The organism is Brachybacterium kimchii (assembly GCF_023373525.1).
GTDB classification, from domain to species: Bacteria; Actinomycetota; Actinomycetes; order Actinomycetales; family Dermabacteraceae; genus Brachybacterium; species Brachybacterium kimchii.
Genome location: NZ_CP097218.1, coordinates 3,609,013 through 3,623,575, shown reverse-complemented (window position 1 = coordinate 3,623,575; position 14,563 = coordinate 3,609,013). Strand labels below are relative to the sequence as shown.

The 14,563-nt window shown below is 70.7% G+C and carries 15 protein-coding genes; 11 read left to right on the top strand and 4 right to left on the bottom strand.

The window, feature by feature from the left end; genetic code table 11:
- Positions 1–88 precede the first annotated feature (88 nt).
- Genes M4486_RS16490 through M4486_RS16480 form a run of 3 tightly spaced genes read left to right on the top strand, consistent with a single transcriptional unit; the run spans position 89 to position 1,427 of the window.
- Positions 89–628, top strand: a complete 540-nt coding sequence (locus tag M4486_RS16490) for a TetR/AcrR family transcriptional regulator (protein ID WP_249478381.1) — start codon at positions 89–91, stop codon at positions 626–628.
- Entirely contained in the window at positions 625–1,113 is a 489-nt protein-coding gene (locus M4486_RS16485) for a DMT family transporter (protein ID WP_249478379.1), read from the top strand. The genes M4486_RS16490 and M4486_RS16485 overlap by 4 nt, the downstream gene beginning before the upstream one ends.
- Positions 1,113–1,427, top strand: coding sequence for a DMT family transporter (locus tag M4486_RS16480; RefSeq protein WP_249478378.1), 315 nt, complete (start codon positions 1,113–1,115; stop codon positions 1,425–1,427). The genes M4486_RS16485 and M4486_RS16480 overlap by 1 nt, the downstream gene beginning before the upstream one ends.
- 155 nt (positions 1,428–1,582) lie before the next feature.
- Here the strand turns inward: M4486_RS16480 and M4486_RS16475 are convergent, their stop codons facing one another.
- Positions 1,583–2,053 carry a MarR family winged helix-turn-helix transcriptional regulator gene (locus tag M4486_RS16475; RefSeq protein ID WP_249478376.1) on the bottom strand — a complete coding sequence of 157 codons (471 nt, stop codon included), beginning with the start codon at positions 2,051–2,053 and terminating at the stop codon, positions 1,583–1,585.
- 70 nt (positions 2,054–2,123) lie between these two features.
- On the opposite strand from M4486_RS16475, the gene M4486_RS16470 reads away from it, so the two are divergent.
- The 8 genes from M4486_RS16470 to M4486_RS16435 all read left to right on the top strand — a co-directional run bounded on the left by M4486_RS16470 (position 2,124) and on the right by M4486_RS16435 (position 13,216).
- Positions 2,124–3,932 carry an FAD-dependent oxidoreductase gene (locus M4486_RS16470; RefSeq protein ID WP_249478375.1) on the top strand — a complete coding sequence of 603 codons (1,809 nt, stop codon included), beginning with the start codon at positions 2,124–2,126 and terminating at the stop codon, positions 3,930–3,932.
- Complete coding sequence (locus tag M4486_RS16465; protein ID WP_249478373.1) at positions 3,929–4,822, top strand: cyclase family protein; 894 nt, start codon at positions 3,929–3,931, stop codon at positions 4,820–4,822. Before M4486_RS16470 ends, M4486_RS16465 begins: the two co-directional genes overlap by 4 nt.
- Positions 4,823–4,947: 125 nt before the next feature.
- On the top strand, positions 4,948–6,507 hold the full coding sequence (locus tag M4486_RS16460) for a C69 family dipeptidase (protein WP_249478371.1): 1,560 nt from the start codon (positions 4,948–4,950) through the stop codon (positions 6,505–6,507).
- A 155-nt stretch (positions 6,508–6,662) separates the two neighbouring features.
- Complete coding sequence (locus tag M4486_RS16455) at positions 6,663–7,970, top strand: ABC transporter substrate-binding protein (protein WP_249478369.1); 1,308 nt, start codon at positions 6,663–6,665, stop codon at positions 7,968–7,970.
- A gap of 1 nt (position 7,971) precedes the next feature.
- The gene (locus M4486_RS16450) at positions 7,972–8,946 is read left to right on the top strand and encodes a carbohydrate ABC transporter permease (RefSeq protein ID WP_249478367.1); all 975 of its coding nucleotides are present in this window, start codon (positions 7,972–7,974) and stop codon (positions 8,944–8,946) included.
- Positions 8,939–9,853 (top strand): carbohydrate ABC transporter permease, encoded by a 915-nt coding sequence (locus M4486_RS16445; protein ID WP_249478365.1) that lies wholly within the window; start codon positions 8,939–8,941, stop codon positions 9,851–9,853. Before M4486_RS16450 ends, M4486_RS16445 begins: the two co-directional genes overlap by 8 nt.
- A 77-nt stretch (positions 9,854–9,930) precedes the next feature.
- The gene (locus M4486_RS16440; RefSeq protein ID WP_249478364.1) at positions 9,931–10,875 is read left to right on the top strand and encodes a MurR/RpiR family transcriptional regulator; all 945 of its coding nucleotides are present in this window, start codon (positions 9,931–9,933) and stop codon (positions 10,873–10,875) included.
- A gap of 7 nt (positions 10,876–10,882) precedes the next feature.
- A complete protein-coding gene (locus tag M4486_RS16435) occupies positions 10,883–13,216 on the top strand; it encodes an FAD-dependent oxidoreductase (protein ID WP_249478362.1) in 2,334 nt (777 codons plus the stop codon).
- Between the two features lie 39 nt (positions 13,217–13,255).
- On the opposite strand, the gene M4486_RS16430 is transcribed toward M4486_RS16435, so the two are convergent.
- The 3 genes from M4486_RS16430 to M4486_RS16420 form a co-directional block, all read right to left on the bottom strand.
- Positions 13,256–13,639 (bottom strand): type II toxin-antitoxin system VapC family toxin, encoded by a 384-nt coding sequence (locus tag M4486_RS16430; protein ID WP_249478360.1) that lies wholly within the window; start codon positions 13,637–13,639, stop codon positions 13,256–13,258.
- A complete protein-coding gene (locus tag M4486_RS16425; protein ID WP_249478358.1) occupies positions 13,636–13,899 on the bottom strand; it encodes a type II toxin-antitoxin system Phd/YefM family antitoxin in 264 nt (87 codons plus the stop codon). Before M4486_RS16425 ends, M4486_RS16430 begins: the two co-directional genes overlap by 4 nt.
- 210 nt (positions 13,900–14,109) lie before the next feature.
- Complete coding sequence (locus M4486_RS16420) at positions 14,110–14,544, bottom strand: RbsD/FucU family protein (RefSeq protein WP_249478357.1); 435 nt, start codon at positions 14,542–14,544, stop codon at positions 14,110–14,112.
- Between the last annotated feature and the right edge of the window lie 19 nt (positions 14,545–14,563).

The window sequence follows — 14,563 nt, the reverse complement described above, 5'->3', positions numbered from 1 at the left end:
CGAAGGCGGCGGCACCGCGACGGTCTCGGCGACGTTCGACGGTCCCGCGATGTGGACCGACCATACGGATGGTAGGTAGTCTGCTCGTATGCCGACGAGATCCGAGGTCCTGGACGCCGCGATCGCCGTGCTCGCCCAGCACGAGCCGCTCACTCTCGACGCCGTGGCCCGCGAGACGGGGCTGACCAAACCCGGGGTCGTCCATCACGTGGGCACCAAGCAGAAGCTGCTCGTCGCGGTCGTCGATCGCATCGTGGAACTCTGGGAGGCGGACCTCCAGGGGCGCCTGGAGCAGGAACATGCCGAGCTCAAGGACCCCGCCGACCGCCTGCGCGCCTACGTGTCCCACGCGCTGTGCGGGGAGTTCGCGCACAGCGACCTCGCGCTGATCGCCGATGCGCAGCTACGGGACATGCTGTGCGAGCAGTGGTCGCGCAGGCTCGACCCGTGGTTCGGCTTCGAGCTCGAGGGGAGCCCGCGCCGCCGCGCGGCGCTGCGGGCCGCCCGACTCCTGGCCGACGGCGCCTGGTTCAACGCCTCGCTCGACATCCCCACGGTGCGGGACGACGAGCGCGAGGAGCTGTTCGCCCTGGCCATGGAGCTCGTGGACGAAGGGGCTGGCGAGTGAGCGCCGAGGCGAACGCGCCCTCGCGCGGCTGGACGTTCCTGCTCCTCGCGATCGGCGCGGAGGTCACGGCCTCGCTGTCGCTCAAAGGCGCCCTCGAGCGGCCCGCCCTCTACGCCCTCGTCCTGGTCGGATACGTGGGGGCGTTCATCGCCCTCGCCCTCGTGCTGCGCGAGGGCATGCCGCTCGGCGTCGCCTACGGGGTCTGGGGAGCGTCCGGCGTCGCGCTGACCGCGATCATGTCCCTGATCCTCTTCGGCGAAGCGCTCACGGCGCCGATGATCATCGGCATCGTCCTGGTCATCGCAGGGGTGCTGTGCGTGGAGCTGGGGTCGCCGGCGCCTCCCGCCTCCGGCGTCGGGCCTGAGTCCGACGTCGGGCCCGAGTTCGCCGTATGGCCCGAGTCCGCCGCAGGGCCGGGGTCTGCCGACCCCCTCGATCCGCTCGATCGCACGACCCGCTCGGCGGCGCCGGAGGAGGAGCGCTGATGGCCTGGATGCTGCTCGTCGGCGCGATCGTCTCCGAGGTCTTCGGGACGATGTCCCTGCGCCTGGCCATCGGACGACGCCCCTGGTACGCGGGCGTCGCGCTCGGCTACCTCAGCGCCTTCACCCTGCTCTCGCTCGCCCTCTCCCACGGCATCCCGCTCGGCGCCGCCTACGGCATCTGGGCGGCCGCCGGCGTCGCCCTCACCGCGCTGCTCGGACGCGTGGTCTTCAAGGAGCCGTTCACCTGGCTGATGGGGCTGGGCGTCGCGCTCATCATCGGCGGGGTGCTGCTGATCGAGACTGGGGCCGCGTAGGCCGGGCGCGGCAGCGCGGCGGCTCGCGAGCGCGGTGGCTCGAAGTGCGGCGGCGCCGCAGTGCCGTGTCGCCGACCGGCGTATGCGCGACCTCTCTGCCACCCACGGCAGAGAGGTCCGCCCACGTCCCGTCGGCGACCGACGACGCCGCGCGATCACCCACCGGAAGCGGCTCTCCCCCACACCCGCCCGAGCGCCCCACGCAGCTCCTCGACGACGCCCTGGCCGACCTCCTCCGCGAGCTCGCGATCGAGCTCGTCGAGGATGCCGCGCGCGAGATCGCGGCGCCGCTCACCCGCCTCCGTCAGCCCGATCCGCGTGCTGCGGGGGAAGCCCGTTCCCGGCGCGCTGGTCAGGATCCCCTCGTCGACCAGCTGCATGACGGCGCGATGCATGGTCTGGCGGGTGACGTCGGCCCGCCGCGCGAGCTCGGCGACGGTCAACGGGGACTCCTGCCCCAGGTGCATGAGCACGATCGCGTGCGCCGGGGTGATGGGGTCGACGCCAGCGACCCCCATGCGCTGCACGAACTCGTCGGTCAGCACGCGCAGGCCGCGCTGCAGGAGCGCGAGCAGCGGGAGCGCGTCGCCGCCCGGTGCGGATGTCTTCTGCGTCTCGTCCGGCATTGCCCTCTCGTCCTCCTGGTGGAACACTCCCCTGTGTCAGCTTAGCTAACACTGCAGGGAGAAGGAACCGATGACTGATCACGATGTCGATGTCCTCGTGGCGGGTGCCGGGCCCGTCGGCCTCATGGCGGCGGTGAACCTGGCCCGCTCGGGCGTGTCCGTGCGGCTCGTGGACGCCGCGCGCGAACCGGCCACGACGAGCCGGGCCCTCGGGGCGCACGCACGCAGCCTGGAGGTCTACGACCAGATCGGGATCCTCGGCGAGATCGCTCCCCACGGCACGCGCGTCAACGCCTTCGTCCGTCACGAGGCGGAGGGCACCAACCGTCTCGACTTCGACTTCGGGGACCTCGCCACGCGCTTCCCCTTCATGCTCAACGTCGACCAGGTGATCATCGAACGCGCGCTGCGTGCCGCGGCCGCGATGCTCGGTGTCGAGATCGAGTGGGGCACGACCCTCGAGTCCTTCGAGCAGGACGCCGACGGCGTCACCGCCGTGCTCGGCCGCCAGCCAGATCCCGCCTCCGGGACCGACGCGGGGAGCACCGCGGAGAGCGTCCCGCAGAGCGCCGCGTCGGCCACGTCCGAGACCGTGCGCGCGCGGTACCTGTGGGGGTGCGACGGCGGCCATTCGACCGTCCGCAAGGCGCTCGGCCTGCCCCTGACCGGCGAGTCCGCCCACACCTGGCTGATCGCCGACGCGGTCGTGCACACCGACGTGGACCGCGACGGCGTGCACTGGATGTTCCCCGAGGGCGGCGCCCTCATGCTCTTCCCGTTCCCGGAGGCGGGCACGTGGCGCCTGCTGGACACGACCGGTGAGGGTGATCCGTCGGACCCCGCGCAGATCGCTCGACAGTTCAGCGCCAAGCTCACCCAGGCGCTCGGCCGCGAGACGGTCGTCGAGCCGCCCAGCTGGGTCTCCCGCTTCACGATCCAGCAGCGCGCGGTGCCCGCGATGCACGTGGGCCGCTGCTTCGTCTCGGGGGATGCCGCCCACGTGCACTCCCCCGCCTCCGGGCAGGGGCTGAACACCGGCGTCCAGGAGGCCTACAACCTCGCCTGGAAGCTCGCCATGGTGCTGCGCGGCCAGGCCGACGCATCCCTGCTGGACACCTACGACGCGGAGCGCGTGCCGGTGGGCCAGGCGCTGCTCGCCTCCACGAGCCGCGTGATGGCGACCGTCATGGTCGACGACCCGACGAGCGCGACGGCGCAGGAGACGCCCGCCGGCGCCGGTGCGCAGGCCGAGGTGGATTCGCGCGCAGAAGGAGAGGCGGACGCGGCGGCCGGGGCGGAGGCGGACGCCGCGGCCGAGGCGGAGCGCAAGCACAAGGAGTTCGAGCGCGGCCTGATCCGCGGCATGTCCGGCCTCGCGATCGGCTACCCCGACAGCGCGCTGACCCTCGCGTCGGGCGAGTCGGCCCCGACCCACGCGGCCGACGGCCCGACGGGCCCGCAGCCCGGGGAGCGCATCGGGCAGGTCTGGGCCCACCAGGCGCAGTCGCCCGGCTGGACGATGCTGCGCGCGGCGCTGCGCAGCCCCGCCTGGCACCTCGTCGTCCGCGAGGGCGCGCGGGGCACGGTCGATGCTTCGGGGCTGCCCGACTGGCTCGAGACGGTGGCGCTCGTCGGCCGCGACGGATCCGGAGCGGGCCGGCCGTCGGACCCCGGTGCACTCCGCGGCGCCACGGATCCTTCCGCACAGGGCGCTGCGCACCGCATCCCGGACGCCGATGCACTGGTCAGCGGCACCCTGGCGCTCGGCGACGAGGAGTGGATCCTCGTGCGCCCCGACGGCTACCTCAGCGCCCGCGGCGTCGGCCATGAGGCGCTGCACGCGGCGATCGACCACATGACCGCGGGAGGACGACGATGACCCGGAACGACCTCCCCGCACGCGAGAACCTTCCCTCCAACTGGGGCCGATGGGGCGAGGACGACCAGCTCGGCACCCTGAACCTCATCGACGACGCGGCCCGCGCCCGCGCCGCCGCGGAGGTGCGCGACGGCACCTCGGTCAGCCTCGCGCGCCCCACCTCGCCCACGCCGCTGACCACGGCGCTCTCCCCCGTCGGCACCCCGGAGATGATCCCTGCGCCCGTCATGCAGATGGTGAACTTCAACGGCTTCACACCCATGGCGACCACCGACTCCCTGCTGGTCAACACGCACAACGCGGGCCTGACGCACCTCGACGCCCTCGCCCACATCCCCGTGGACGGCCGCGTCTACCCCGGCGTGCCGCTCGCGGACGCCGTCACCCCCGTGGGCGTGCGTCACGGCTCGGCCGACCCGTTCACCCGCGGGATCATCACGCGCGGCGTCCTGCTCGACATAGCGCCGGCGGGCTCGCCGCTGACCGCCGAGGACCGGATCGGAGGCGGTGATCTCGACGCCGCGCTCGAACGGCAGGGCACCGAGGTCCATGCGGGCGACGCGATCGTCGTGCGCGGGGACTGGGACCTGAACGACTCGATGACCGCGCCCGCGCCGGGCCTGGACCTGAGCGCCGTTCAGTGGCTGGACGCGCACGGCGCCGCCCTCTACGTCGGCGACATCGGGGACGCCCGCCCGCCGACCCTCCCCATGCCGATGCACCAGGTCGCGCTCGGGCGCCTGGGCCTCCCGCTCGTGGACGTCGCCCAGCTCGACGAGCTCTCCCGGACCTGCGCCGACCTGCAGCGCTGGAGCTTCATGCTGGTCCTCGCCCCACCGCGGATCCTCGGCACGACGGGGCTCGCGGTGAATCCGCTCGCGGTGTTCTGAGCGGCCGACGTCCGAGCGGGCGACGACTGCCCGCTCGGACATCGGGCCGGACTACCGTGGAATGCAGAGACGGCTCCCGCGGTTCCGCGCGACAGCCGCACCCCGCTCGATCTCCAGGAGGCCCCATGCCCTGCACCACGCTCCTCGTCGGCCGGAAGGCCAGCGCCGACGGCTCGCCCATCGGCGCCCGCACCGAGGACTCCTCGAACGGGTCCTTCGATCCCAAGCGCGTGGTCGTGGTGCGCCCGGAGGACCAGCCGCGCACGTACACCAGCGTCCTCGGCCATCGGACCATCGACCTGCCCGACGATCCGCTGCGATACACGTCCGTCCCCAACGCCCTGCCCGACGAGGGCATCTGGGGGTGCGCGGGGATCAACGCGGCGAACGTCGCGATGAGCGCGACCGAGACCCTCACCTCCAACCCCCGGGTGCTGGGCGCGGACCCGCTCGTGGAGCTCGTCCCCGCCGTCGGCGCCGAGGGCGAGCCCGGGCATCGGCCGGAGCAGCCGGGCGGATTCGGAGAGGAGGACTTCGTGACGCTGGTCCTGCCGTACATCCGCTCGGCCCGCGAGGGCGTCGAGCGCCTGGGCGCCCTGCTCACCGAGCACGGCACCTACGAGATGAACGGCATCGCGTTCTCCGACGCCCAGGACATCTGGTGGCTCGAGACGGTGGGCGGCCACCACTGGATCGCGCGGCGCGTTCCCGAGGACCACTACGTGACCATGCCCAACCAGCTGGGCATCGACTCCTTCGACCTCGAGGACGCCGAGGGCGCGGGCCGCGACCACCTCGCGAGCCCCGACCTGCGCGACTTCCTCGCGACCCACCATCTGGACCTCACCCTGCGCCGCTCCGGCTCAGCGGGCTTCTCCGGCGCGGGGCCGACGGGGGCCGACACGGCCGGCAGCACCTTCAACCCGCGCGAGGCCTTCGGCTCGCACTCCGAGCACGACCACATGTACAACACGCCCCGCGCCTGGTACATGCAGCGCACGCTGAACCCCACGAGCGAGGACTGGGACGCCCCGGACGCCCCGCACCGCCCGGACTCGGACGACCTCCCGTGGAGCCGCCGGCCCGAGCGGAAGCTGACGATCGAGGACGTCAAGGACGTGCTGAGCTCCCACTACCAGGGCACGGTCTTCGACCCCTACTCCCCGCGCGGCACCGACGCCGAGCGCCGCGCCTTCCGCCCCATCGGCATCAACCGGCACAACGCGCTCGCGATCCTCCAGATCCGCCCCGACCTGCCTGAGGCATCCCGTGCGCTGCAGTGGATCTCCTTCGCCTCGAACCCGTTCAACACTCTGATCCCGATGTTCACGAACGTCGACGAGGCTCCCGCGTACCTCGGCACGACCACGGCCGAGGTGAGCACGGACAGCTTCTACTGGTCCTCGCGTCTCATCGCCGCCCTGACGGACGCCCACTTCGCGCAGATCATCCCCACGATCGAGCGGTACCAGCAGAAGACCCTGGCGCTCGGCCACTCGGCCGTGCATGCGGCCGACGAGCAGGTCGCCGCGGGCGCGCCGGAGGGTTCGATCCCCGCCCTGCTCGCGGAGGCCAACACCGAGTTCGCCGAGCAGATCCGCACCGAGACCGATCAGCTGCTGAGCTCCGTGCTGTTCACGGCGTCGAACCTGATGACGAACCGGTTCTCGCGCTCGGACGGGTGAGACCTGGGGGCGAGACCGGGAGGGTCGAGGGGGCGTGCCCCCCCTTTCGGGGCGCATAAGATTTGCGTCCACCCTTGACCTGCGAGCGCGAGTACGCAAATCTTGTGCATGCCCTAGAGGCCACCTCTACGCACCGTCGCGTCGGAAGGTCCCCCATGCACACACGTCCATCCCCGCGCCTCAGCCGCAGGCAGCTCGGCGGTCTCGGAGCGACCGCCGCCACGACAGCCCTCGCCGGCTGCAGCGCGAGCTCCTCGAAGGATCCGCACACCCTGCAGGTCTGGGGCGGCGTCCCCGGTGAGAGCGGCCCGCAGCAGGTCGTCGATCGCTTCCAGAAGAAGCACCCGGACATCCCCGTCGTCTACACCCGCTACGTCAACGACGACCGCGGCAACCTCAAGGTGAACACCGCTCTGCAGGGCGACGTCGACATCGACGTCTTCTTCACCTACGGCATCGAGAACCTCGCCATGCGCTCCGGCCCGGAGCTCGCCGCCGATCTCGGCAAGCGGGTCCGCGAGACCCCGGAGCTCTCCGGCTTCCTGGACACCGAGGAGCCGATGGCACTGATCGACGGCGACCGGATATCCGCGCTGGCGACCACGCGGATCCCGAACATGATCCTGTTCAACGACGACCTGCGCACGAAGGCCGGGGTCGACCTCCCCTCCTCCTGGGAGCTCGAGGAGTACCTCGACGTGCTCGACCGGCTCGCGAGCACGGGACACCACGGCTCCTACACGCTCCCGGACCTCTCCCGCATCGAACTCGGCCCGAACTACCGCTTCACCGACAGCGGCGACTCGAACTTCCAGAACCCGGCGTTCCTGCGCCACCTCGAGCTCTCCTCGGACCTGATCCGCAGCGGCACGCTCTATCCGTGGTCGCAGGCCCTGGCCCGCCACGTCGAGGCCTACCAGCAGAACAACTTCATCGCCGAGGACTTCGTCTCCTGGATGACCGCGCCCTACTCCCTGCGCTTCCTCAGCGATCAGGAGGCATACCCCCACGACTTCACGGTCTCCGCCGCGCCGATGCCGACCGTCGACGGGAACGACTGGAACACGGGCGAGTACGGGGCGTTCATCCAGATCAACGCCAAGAGCGAGAAGCAGGAGATGGCCTGGGAGTTCTGCAGGTTCTGGCAGCTCGAGGGCGCCCCGGACCTGCTCAAGGCCGGCTACATGTCGATCATCAGCGACGTCGACGAGGACGACATCCTCGCCGGGATCATGGGCGAGGGCGCCGAGAAGTACTTCGACCTCGAGTCCTTCAAGCACGCGCTGTTCGATGCCCGGCCCCGCCTGCACATGGACACCGACCTCACCGCCTACAGCGAGATCACACAGAAGTACGAGCAGCAGAGGGACGTGTGCTGGCTGCTCGAACGAAGTCCGCAGAAGGCGATCGACACCATCGACGAGAACGCGCAGGCCCTCATCGACCGGTACGAGGAGGCCTGACGTGCAGACGCAGAGCACCGCCCTCGCCCCGTCGACGGGACCCGACGACGTGCCCGAGCCGGCCCGCCGCCGGGAGCACCGGCCGGGCCGCGCCCCGTCCGATCCGAAGCCCCACGTGGGCTGGCTCTTCATCGCACCGAACCTGCTCGGGGTGCTGGCCTTCACCTTCATCCCGCTGATCTCGGTGATCCTCCTGTCCTTCACCGAATGGGACCTGGTCTCGGGCTTCGGCGGCATCAGGTTCGTGGGCCTCGGGAACTTCCTCGCCGTCCTCAAGGATCCGTCCTTCTGGCACGCGATGGTCCTCACGATCGTCTACGCGGGCGTCGCCGTGCCCCTGACCCTCGTCGTCGGGCTCGCCCTCGCGCTCGCCCTGAACCGGGACGTCCCGGCGCGGGGACTCCTGCGCGCGGCATTCTTCGTCCCCTACATCGTGAACATCGTGGCGATCGGGATGACCTGGCAGATGCTGCTGGACCCCTCCGCCGGGGTGATGAACCAGTTCCTGGGGATGTTCGGCCTCGAGCATCTCCCCCAGTGGTTCGCCTCGTCGCGCTGGGCGCTGCCCGCCCTGATCCTCGTCACGGTCTGGGCTCAGGCCGGCTACGCCAACCTCATCTACCTCTCGGCTCTCCAGGACGCTCCCGCCCAGCTCTACGAGGCCGCGCAGATCGACGGCGCGGGACGGTGGCGCGCCTTCCGCACCATCACTCTGCCCGCACTGCTGCCGACCACGATCTTCCTCCTGGTCACGCTCTTCGTCGGCATCTCGCAGACCTTCGGGATGATCGCCCTGATCACCAACGGCGGCCCCGGCGACTCGACCACCACGCTGTCGTTCTACATGTACCAGACGAGCTTCCAGTTCTACCGCTTCGGCTACGCCTCGGCAGTCGGGCTGGTGACCTTCATCGGCATCTTCGCCATCATGCTCATCATGTGGCGCGCGCAGCGAGGGAGGGCCCTCCATGACTGACACGGCACGCAGCCCGGGCGCCGCATCCGCCGACCCGACGCCCCCGCAGGCGACGTTCGAAGCCCGCAGGGCACAGCACCGTCGGCGCCGTCGCATCCGACGGCTCGCCTGGGGCATCCCCCTGTGGATCCTCGCCCTGCTCTTCCTGCTCCCCTTCGCATGGATGATCTCCACCTCGCTCAAGCCGGACTCGGAGGCCTTCCTGATCCCGATGCAGTGGATCCCCGACCAGCCCCGCTGGGAGAACTACCGCGAGGTCCTCCTCGGCGAGGCCTCGATCCTGCCCGCCTTCATGAACTCGGTGGTCGTCGCGGTGCTGCGCGTGCTGGGCGAGCTGGCGACGGCGACTCTGGCCGGGTACTCCTTCGCCAAGCTGCGCTTCCCCGGCCGCACCAGGGTCTTCATCGCCTATCTCGCGACCTCCCTGATCCCCGCGCAGCTGCTGCTGGTGCCGCGCTTCGTCTACTTCCAGCAGCTCGGGCTCTACGACACCCTGTGGGCGCTGATCCTGCCGGGCATGTTCACGGTGCTGGGCACGTTCCTCATGCGCCAGTACTTCATCTCCCAGCCCGACGAGTTCGCCGAGGCCGCGCGCCTGGACGGTGCGGGCGAGTTCCAGATCTTCTTCCGGATCTACCTCCCCAACGCGATTCCCATGATCAGCGCGCTCGCGATCCTCACCTTCGTCTGGTCGTGGAACGACTACGAGACCCCGCTGGTGTTCATCTCCGATCCCGCGCGCTTCACCCTCCCCCTGGGGCTCACGAACTTCGTCGACGAGACGGGCGCGATGGCGCCCGGGCTCTCGATGGCAGCCGCCGTCATCTCGATCATCCCGATCCTCCTGGTCTTCCTGATCTTCCAGCGCCGCTTCATCCGCGCGATGACCGAGAGCGCCCTGAAATGAGCACGCCTCGAGCGGTGGCCTCACCGTCCTGCCGCCCTCGAGACGATCCGCCCTCCCCCTACGACGAACGAGCACCCGTGAACACCGAGACGACGTCCTCACCCGATGACCCGAACCCCTCCGCCTCAGCCCTCCAGCGACTGCGGAACATCGCCGACCAGCTGAACCCGACCGCCCGCCGCATCGCAGACGTGATCCTGGAGGATCCTCTGCGCGCGGGCGGCGACTCGATCACACAGATCGCCGCGCGGTCGAAGGCGTCCGCCGCGACCGTCTCGCGTCTGGCGACGCGGCTCGGTTATTCGGGGTTCCCCGCCTTCCGCTCCGCGATCGCCCTGGACAACGGGAGGACGACGCAGTCCGGCTGGGAGCGCGACATCGGCTCGGCGATCAGCCCGTCCGACTCCCCCGACGACGTCCTGGCCATCCTCGCCGGCACCGCCGCGCGTTCCCTGCGCGACGCCGCCGACACGATCGACGTGCGTCCCTTCCGACGCGCCGCCACGACGGTCGCCCACGCCGAGCACGTGCACCTCCATGGGGAGTGGGGCGATGCGATCGCCCTGCGGGAGCTGCAGATGCGGCTGCTGCGCATCGGCATCGCGGCCTGGTTCCACGAGGCGGGCGGCAACACCCTGCGGGCCGTCGCCAACACGCTCACCGACCGCGACGCGGTGATCGTCCTGGGCCGTTCGGGCACAGACGGGGCGACCGTCGACTTCCTGCAACGGGCGAAGACCGCCGGCGCCTGCACGATCGCCCTGCACGGAGATCCCGACTCGCCCTTCGCCGCGGTCTCGGACATCCCTCTGTACACCGGAATCCGCAACGGCTCCGTGTGGACCCAGTACTACGCAGGGCGTGCGAGCGACATCCTCGCCACCAGCCTGCTGTGGGTGCTCGTCGCGCAGAGCCGCTCGTCGGACCCGAGCATGCGCTTCATCGACGACGGCACCTTCGCCGACCCTGACGATCCCCAGTTCCCCAGGACTCCCACGGCCCCCGCACCTCCGAGAGGATGACAGCCCGATGAGCACGGACACGACCATGAGCGGCGACAGCACCGGCACGCCCGCGGCCCGTCCCGAGATCTCCACGGTCCCCGAGATCCCCGAGATCCCCGAGATTCCCGCGGTCCCCACCGAGAGCATCACGGCGGACATCGTCGTCGTGGGCGGAGGCCTCGCAGGCATCTGCGCCGCGGTCGGCGCCGCCCGGCAGGGCAGCCGCGTCACCCTCGTGCAGAACCGGCCCGTGCTGGGCGGGAACTCCTCGAGCGAGGTCCGGGTCTGGGTGTGCGGCGCGACCGCCCACGGCGTCCACATGTTCGCGCGCGAGACCGGCATCATGGGCGAGCTGTTCGTGGAGAACCAGTACCGCAATCCCGACGGCAACCCCTACTACTGGGACCTGCTGCTGCTCGAGACGGTGCGCGCAGAGCCGAACATCTCCCTCTTCCTGAACACCGATGTCACAGAGGTCGAGGCCGACGGCCCGGCCGGCCACCGCACGGTCCTTTCGGTCACCGGCTGGATGAGCGGGTCCGAGCGGCGGATCCGCTTCGCCGCGCCCGCGTTCATCGACTGCAGCGGCGACGGGCTCGTCGGACACCTCGCAGGGGCCGAATCCATGCGCGGCAGCGAGGACCGCGAGACCTACGGCGAGTCCTGGGCACCGGAGCATCCCGAGGACGACATGCTCGGCTCGACGATCCTCTTCTACACGAAGGACGTCGGCCACCCGCAGAGATTCGTCGCCCCCTCCTTCGCGATCGACATCGAGAAGACCTCGATCCCCGAGAACCGCGTCATCCGCCAGGACATGAACGGCTGCGCGTACTGGTGGATCGAATGGGGCGGCGACCTCGATATCGTGCGCGACAACGAGCGGATCCGCGACGAGCTCCAGGCCGTCTGCTACGGGATCTGGGACCACATCAAGAACTCCGGCCGCTTCGATGCCGAGAACCTCTCCCTCGAGTGGATCGGCGCGGTGCCGGGCAAGCGCGAGTACCGGCGGTTCGTCGGCGACCACGTGCTCACCCAGCACGACGTGCTGGGCCAGACCGAGTTCGAGGATCGCGTGGCCTTCGGCGGCTGGTCGATCGACCTGCATCCCGTGGGCGGCGTCTACGCCAGTGAACGCGGCTCACGCCATTGGCACCCCGACGGGAACTACCACATCCCCCTGCGCTCGCTGTTCTCCCGCAACGTCACGAACCTGTGGATGGCCGGGCGCGACATCAGCGCGAGCCACGTCGCCTTCGGCACGACCCGCGTGATGGCCACGTGCGCCATCCTCGGGGAGGCGGCGGGGATCGCCTCCGCCCTCGCCGGACGTCTCGGCGTCGCTCCCCGCGATCTGGCCGCCGACCACCTCACCGAGCTGCGGAGGGCCCTCGTGCGCGCCGACGCGTCGGTCCTCGGCGTCCGGGACGAGGACCCGTCGAACCTCGCCCTGCGGGCCCGTGCCTCCGCCAGCTCGAGCAAGCAGACGCTCGCCTCGACACGGAGCACGGGCCGACTCCCACTGGACCATGACCTGGGGCTCGTCCTCCCGGTCGATCCGGACCTGGACGCCCTGGAGATCCTCGTCGACGCCGAGCAGGAGACCGAGCTGGTCCTCGAAGTGCACAGCACGAGCAAGCCGCAGAACTACCTCCCCCACGAGCGCCGGCGCAGCGTGCGCGTCCCCGCCCTTCCCGGGCGCAGCTGGGTGCGGGCGCAGCTCGACTGGACACCCGGCTCCCCGGGCAACGCCTTCGTCGTCCTCCGCGCCAACCCGTCGCTCAGCGTGCACCGCGGCGATCACGCCGAGCCCGGGACCGTCACGATGCTGCACCGTGACCTGCCGCCCGAGGAGAGGTACTCGGCGCAGTGGCGCGAGTGGAAGGAGACTCTCCACGGGTCCGGCATCTGCTTCCGGTCGACCGCACCCACGGAGGCCTTCGCCCCGTGCCGGGTCGTCGGCGGTTTCGCGCGGCCCTACGGCGGGCCGAACATGTGGGTCTCGGCGCCGCTCGCCGAGGACCCGCAGCCTGTGGTGACGCTCGAATGGGAGGAGCCGCAGACCATCGCATCCGTCGATCTGCTGCTGGACGACGATGTCAACGAGGACCTCATCAACCTCCACCATCACCGCACCGAGGCCGAGATCATGCCCACCCTGGTGCGCGCGGCTCGACTCGAGGTGCTGCGCGAGGGCGCCTGGGAGGAGATCGCGCGACTCGACGACAACCGCCGTCGCCACCGGGTGCTTCCCCTCCGGAGTCCCGTCACGACCAGGTCGCTGCGCATGGTCGTCGAGGAGACGAACGGCGCGCCCGCAGCGCACGTGGTGGCGGTGAGGGCCTGGGGCGAGTGAGGAGCCGTCGGCTCGCCGATGTATGGGCCGGGCTCCGGTTCACGCCCGCGCTGGCAGGATCTCCAGTCCGAATCCCTGCGCGGCGCTGGCCAGCTCGCGATCGAAGGTCGCGACCCCCTCCACCTGGTCCCCGTAGAGGAGCGCGGTCGACAGATGCAGAGCATCCATGGCCCGCAGACCTGACCGCAGCGACAGCGCATGGTCCATCACCTCGTCGTCGACGGCGTCGATCTCCACGCGGTCGACGATCGCATCGACATCCGCGTGAGCCCCGCCGCGGCGGTCGACGGTCGCATGCAGTTCGAGCTCCAGCAGGCGCGACGCCACGAGCAGCTCTCCCGAGGCGAAGAGCTGCTCGACGTCCGCGACCCCCGGTTCACGGCTCAGCAGCGTGAAGGCGGCGGATGTGTCGAGGTAGATCACGACCGGTCGCCCCTCATGTCCTCGACCATCTGCTCCGTGCTCCACTGCGTGATCGGGGTGCTGATGGTCGGCACCCCACCGGTCTTCGCAGGGCGCAGAGCGCCGCTGGCGATCCGGCGTGCGCGGCGGTCCACCGGTGCAGGCGTGATGTGGGCGATCGGCCGCCCCCGGTCTGTCACGGTCATGGACTCACCGGCCTGGACGCGTGCGAGCACCCGGGCGGTCTGCTGATTCAGTTCGGTGCGGGTCACATCGCTCATGCCAGCAAGGTACGCGCGTCTACTAGTTCTAGTACATCGGCCGTGGACAACCCGGCCACGGCCGAGCGCCCCGGTGAGCACTCGAACGCCCGACCGCCGATGTCGCTGGGTGAGGTCTCACGCCCGTATATGCGTCGAGACCTCACCCAGCGACATCGAAGCCCGGAATCCGTGGCCGACGCGGCCGCGGCGCGACCGCCGCCGGCCGCCTCACGCCCCGCGCGACTCCTCGTCGCCGACGACGCCCTTGCGGATCATGATGCAGCCGTACTTGCGGACCTCGGTGGTGCGGATGACCGCGAACATCGAGCCCGCGCGCTCGTAGAACGCGAAGCGGTCGATCCACTCGAAGCGGTCCTCGCTCGGCGCGGCGATCGCCTCCTTGAGCTGCTTCTGGACCTCCTCGCCGGTGCCCGGCTCGGGGTTCATGAGCGTGGCCGACGGCCCCGCGTACAGATCCAGCGGCAGCACGGTGCGGATCGCGCGCACGGCCTCGGGCGAGGTCACGGGCAGGTCGATGACCGGCGCCCCCGAGCGGTACGAGGGGTAATGCGCATCGGCGACCAGCAGGGTGTCGTCGTGGCCCATGTGGTCGAGCAGGCGCAGCAGGTCGCCGCTGAGCAGGGGGTCGATTCCGGTGAGCATCTTCGCGTCCTTCCGTGGG

Excerpts from the sequence above, each read along its gene's own strand:
- M4486_RS16420 (WP_249478357.1), bottom strand. The coding sequence starts at position 14,544 with ATGCTCACCGGAATCGACCCCCTGCTCAGCGGCGACCTGCTGCGCCTG.
- M4486_RS16490 (WP_249478381.1), top strand. The coding sequence starts at position 89 with ATGCCGACGAGATCCGAGGTCCTGGACGCCGCGATCGCCGTGCTCGCC.
- M4486_RS16470 (WP_249478375.1), top strand. The coding sequence starts at position 2,124 with ATGACTGATCACGATGTCGATGTCCTCGTGGCGGGTGCCGGGCCCGTC.
- M4486_RS16425 (WP_249478358.1), bottom strand. The coding sequence starts at position 13,899 with ATGAGCGATGTGACCCGCACCGAACTGAATCAGCAGACCGCCCGGGTG.
- M4486_RS16460 (WP_249478371.1), top strand. The coding sequence starts at position 4,948 with ATGCCCTGCACCACGCTCCTCGTCGGCCGGAAGGCCAGCGCCGACGGC.
- M4486_RS16465 (WP_249478373.1), top strand. The coding sequence starts at position 3,929 with ATGACCCGGAACGACCTCCCCGCACGCGAGAACCTTCCCTCCAACTGG.
- M4486_RS16435 (WP_249478362.1), top strand. The coding sequence starts at position 10,883 with ATGAGCACGGACACGACCATGAGCGGCGACAGCACCGGCACGCCCGCG.
- M4486_RS16445 (WP_249478365.1), top strand. The coding sequence starts at position 8,939 with ATGACTGACACGGCACGCAGCCCGGGCGCCGCATCCGCCGACCCGACG.
- M4486_RS16455 (WP_249478369.1), top strand. The coding sequence starts at position 6,663 with ATGCACACACGTCCATCCCCGCGCCTCAGCCGCAGGCAGCTCGGCGGT.
- M4486_RS16480 (WP_249478378.1), top strand. The coding sequence starts at position 1,113 with ATGGCCTGGATGCTGCTCGTCGGCGCGATCGTCTCCGAGGTCTTCGGG.
- M4486_RS16475 (WP_249478376.1), bottom strand. The coding sequence starts at position 2,053 with ATGCCGGACGAGACGCAGAAGACATCCGCACCGGGCGGCGACGCGCTC.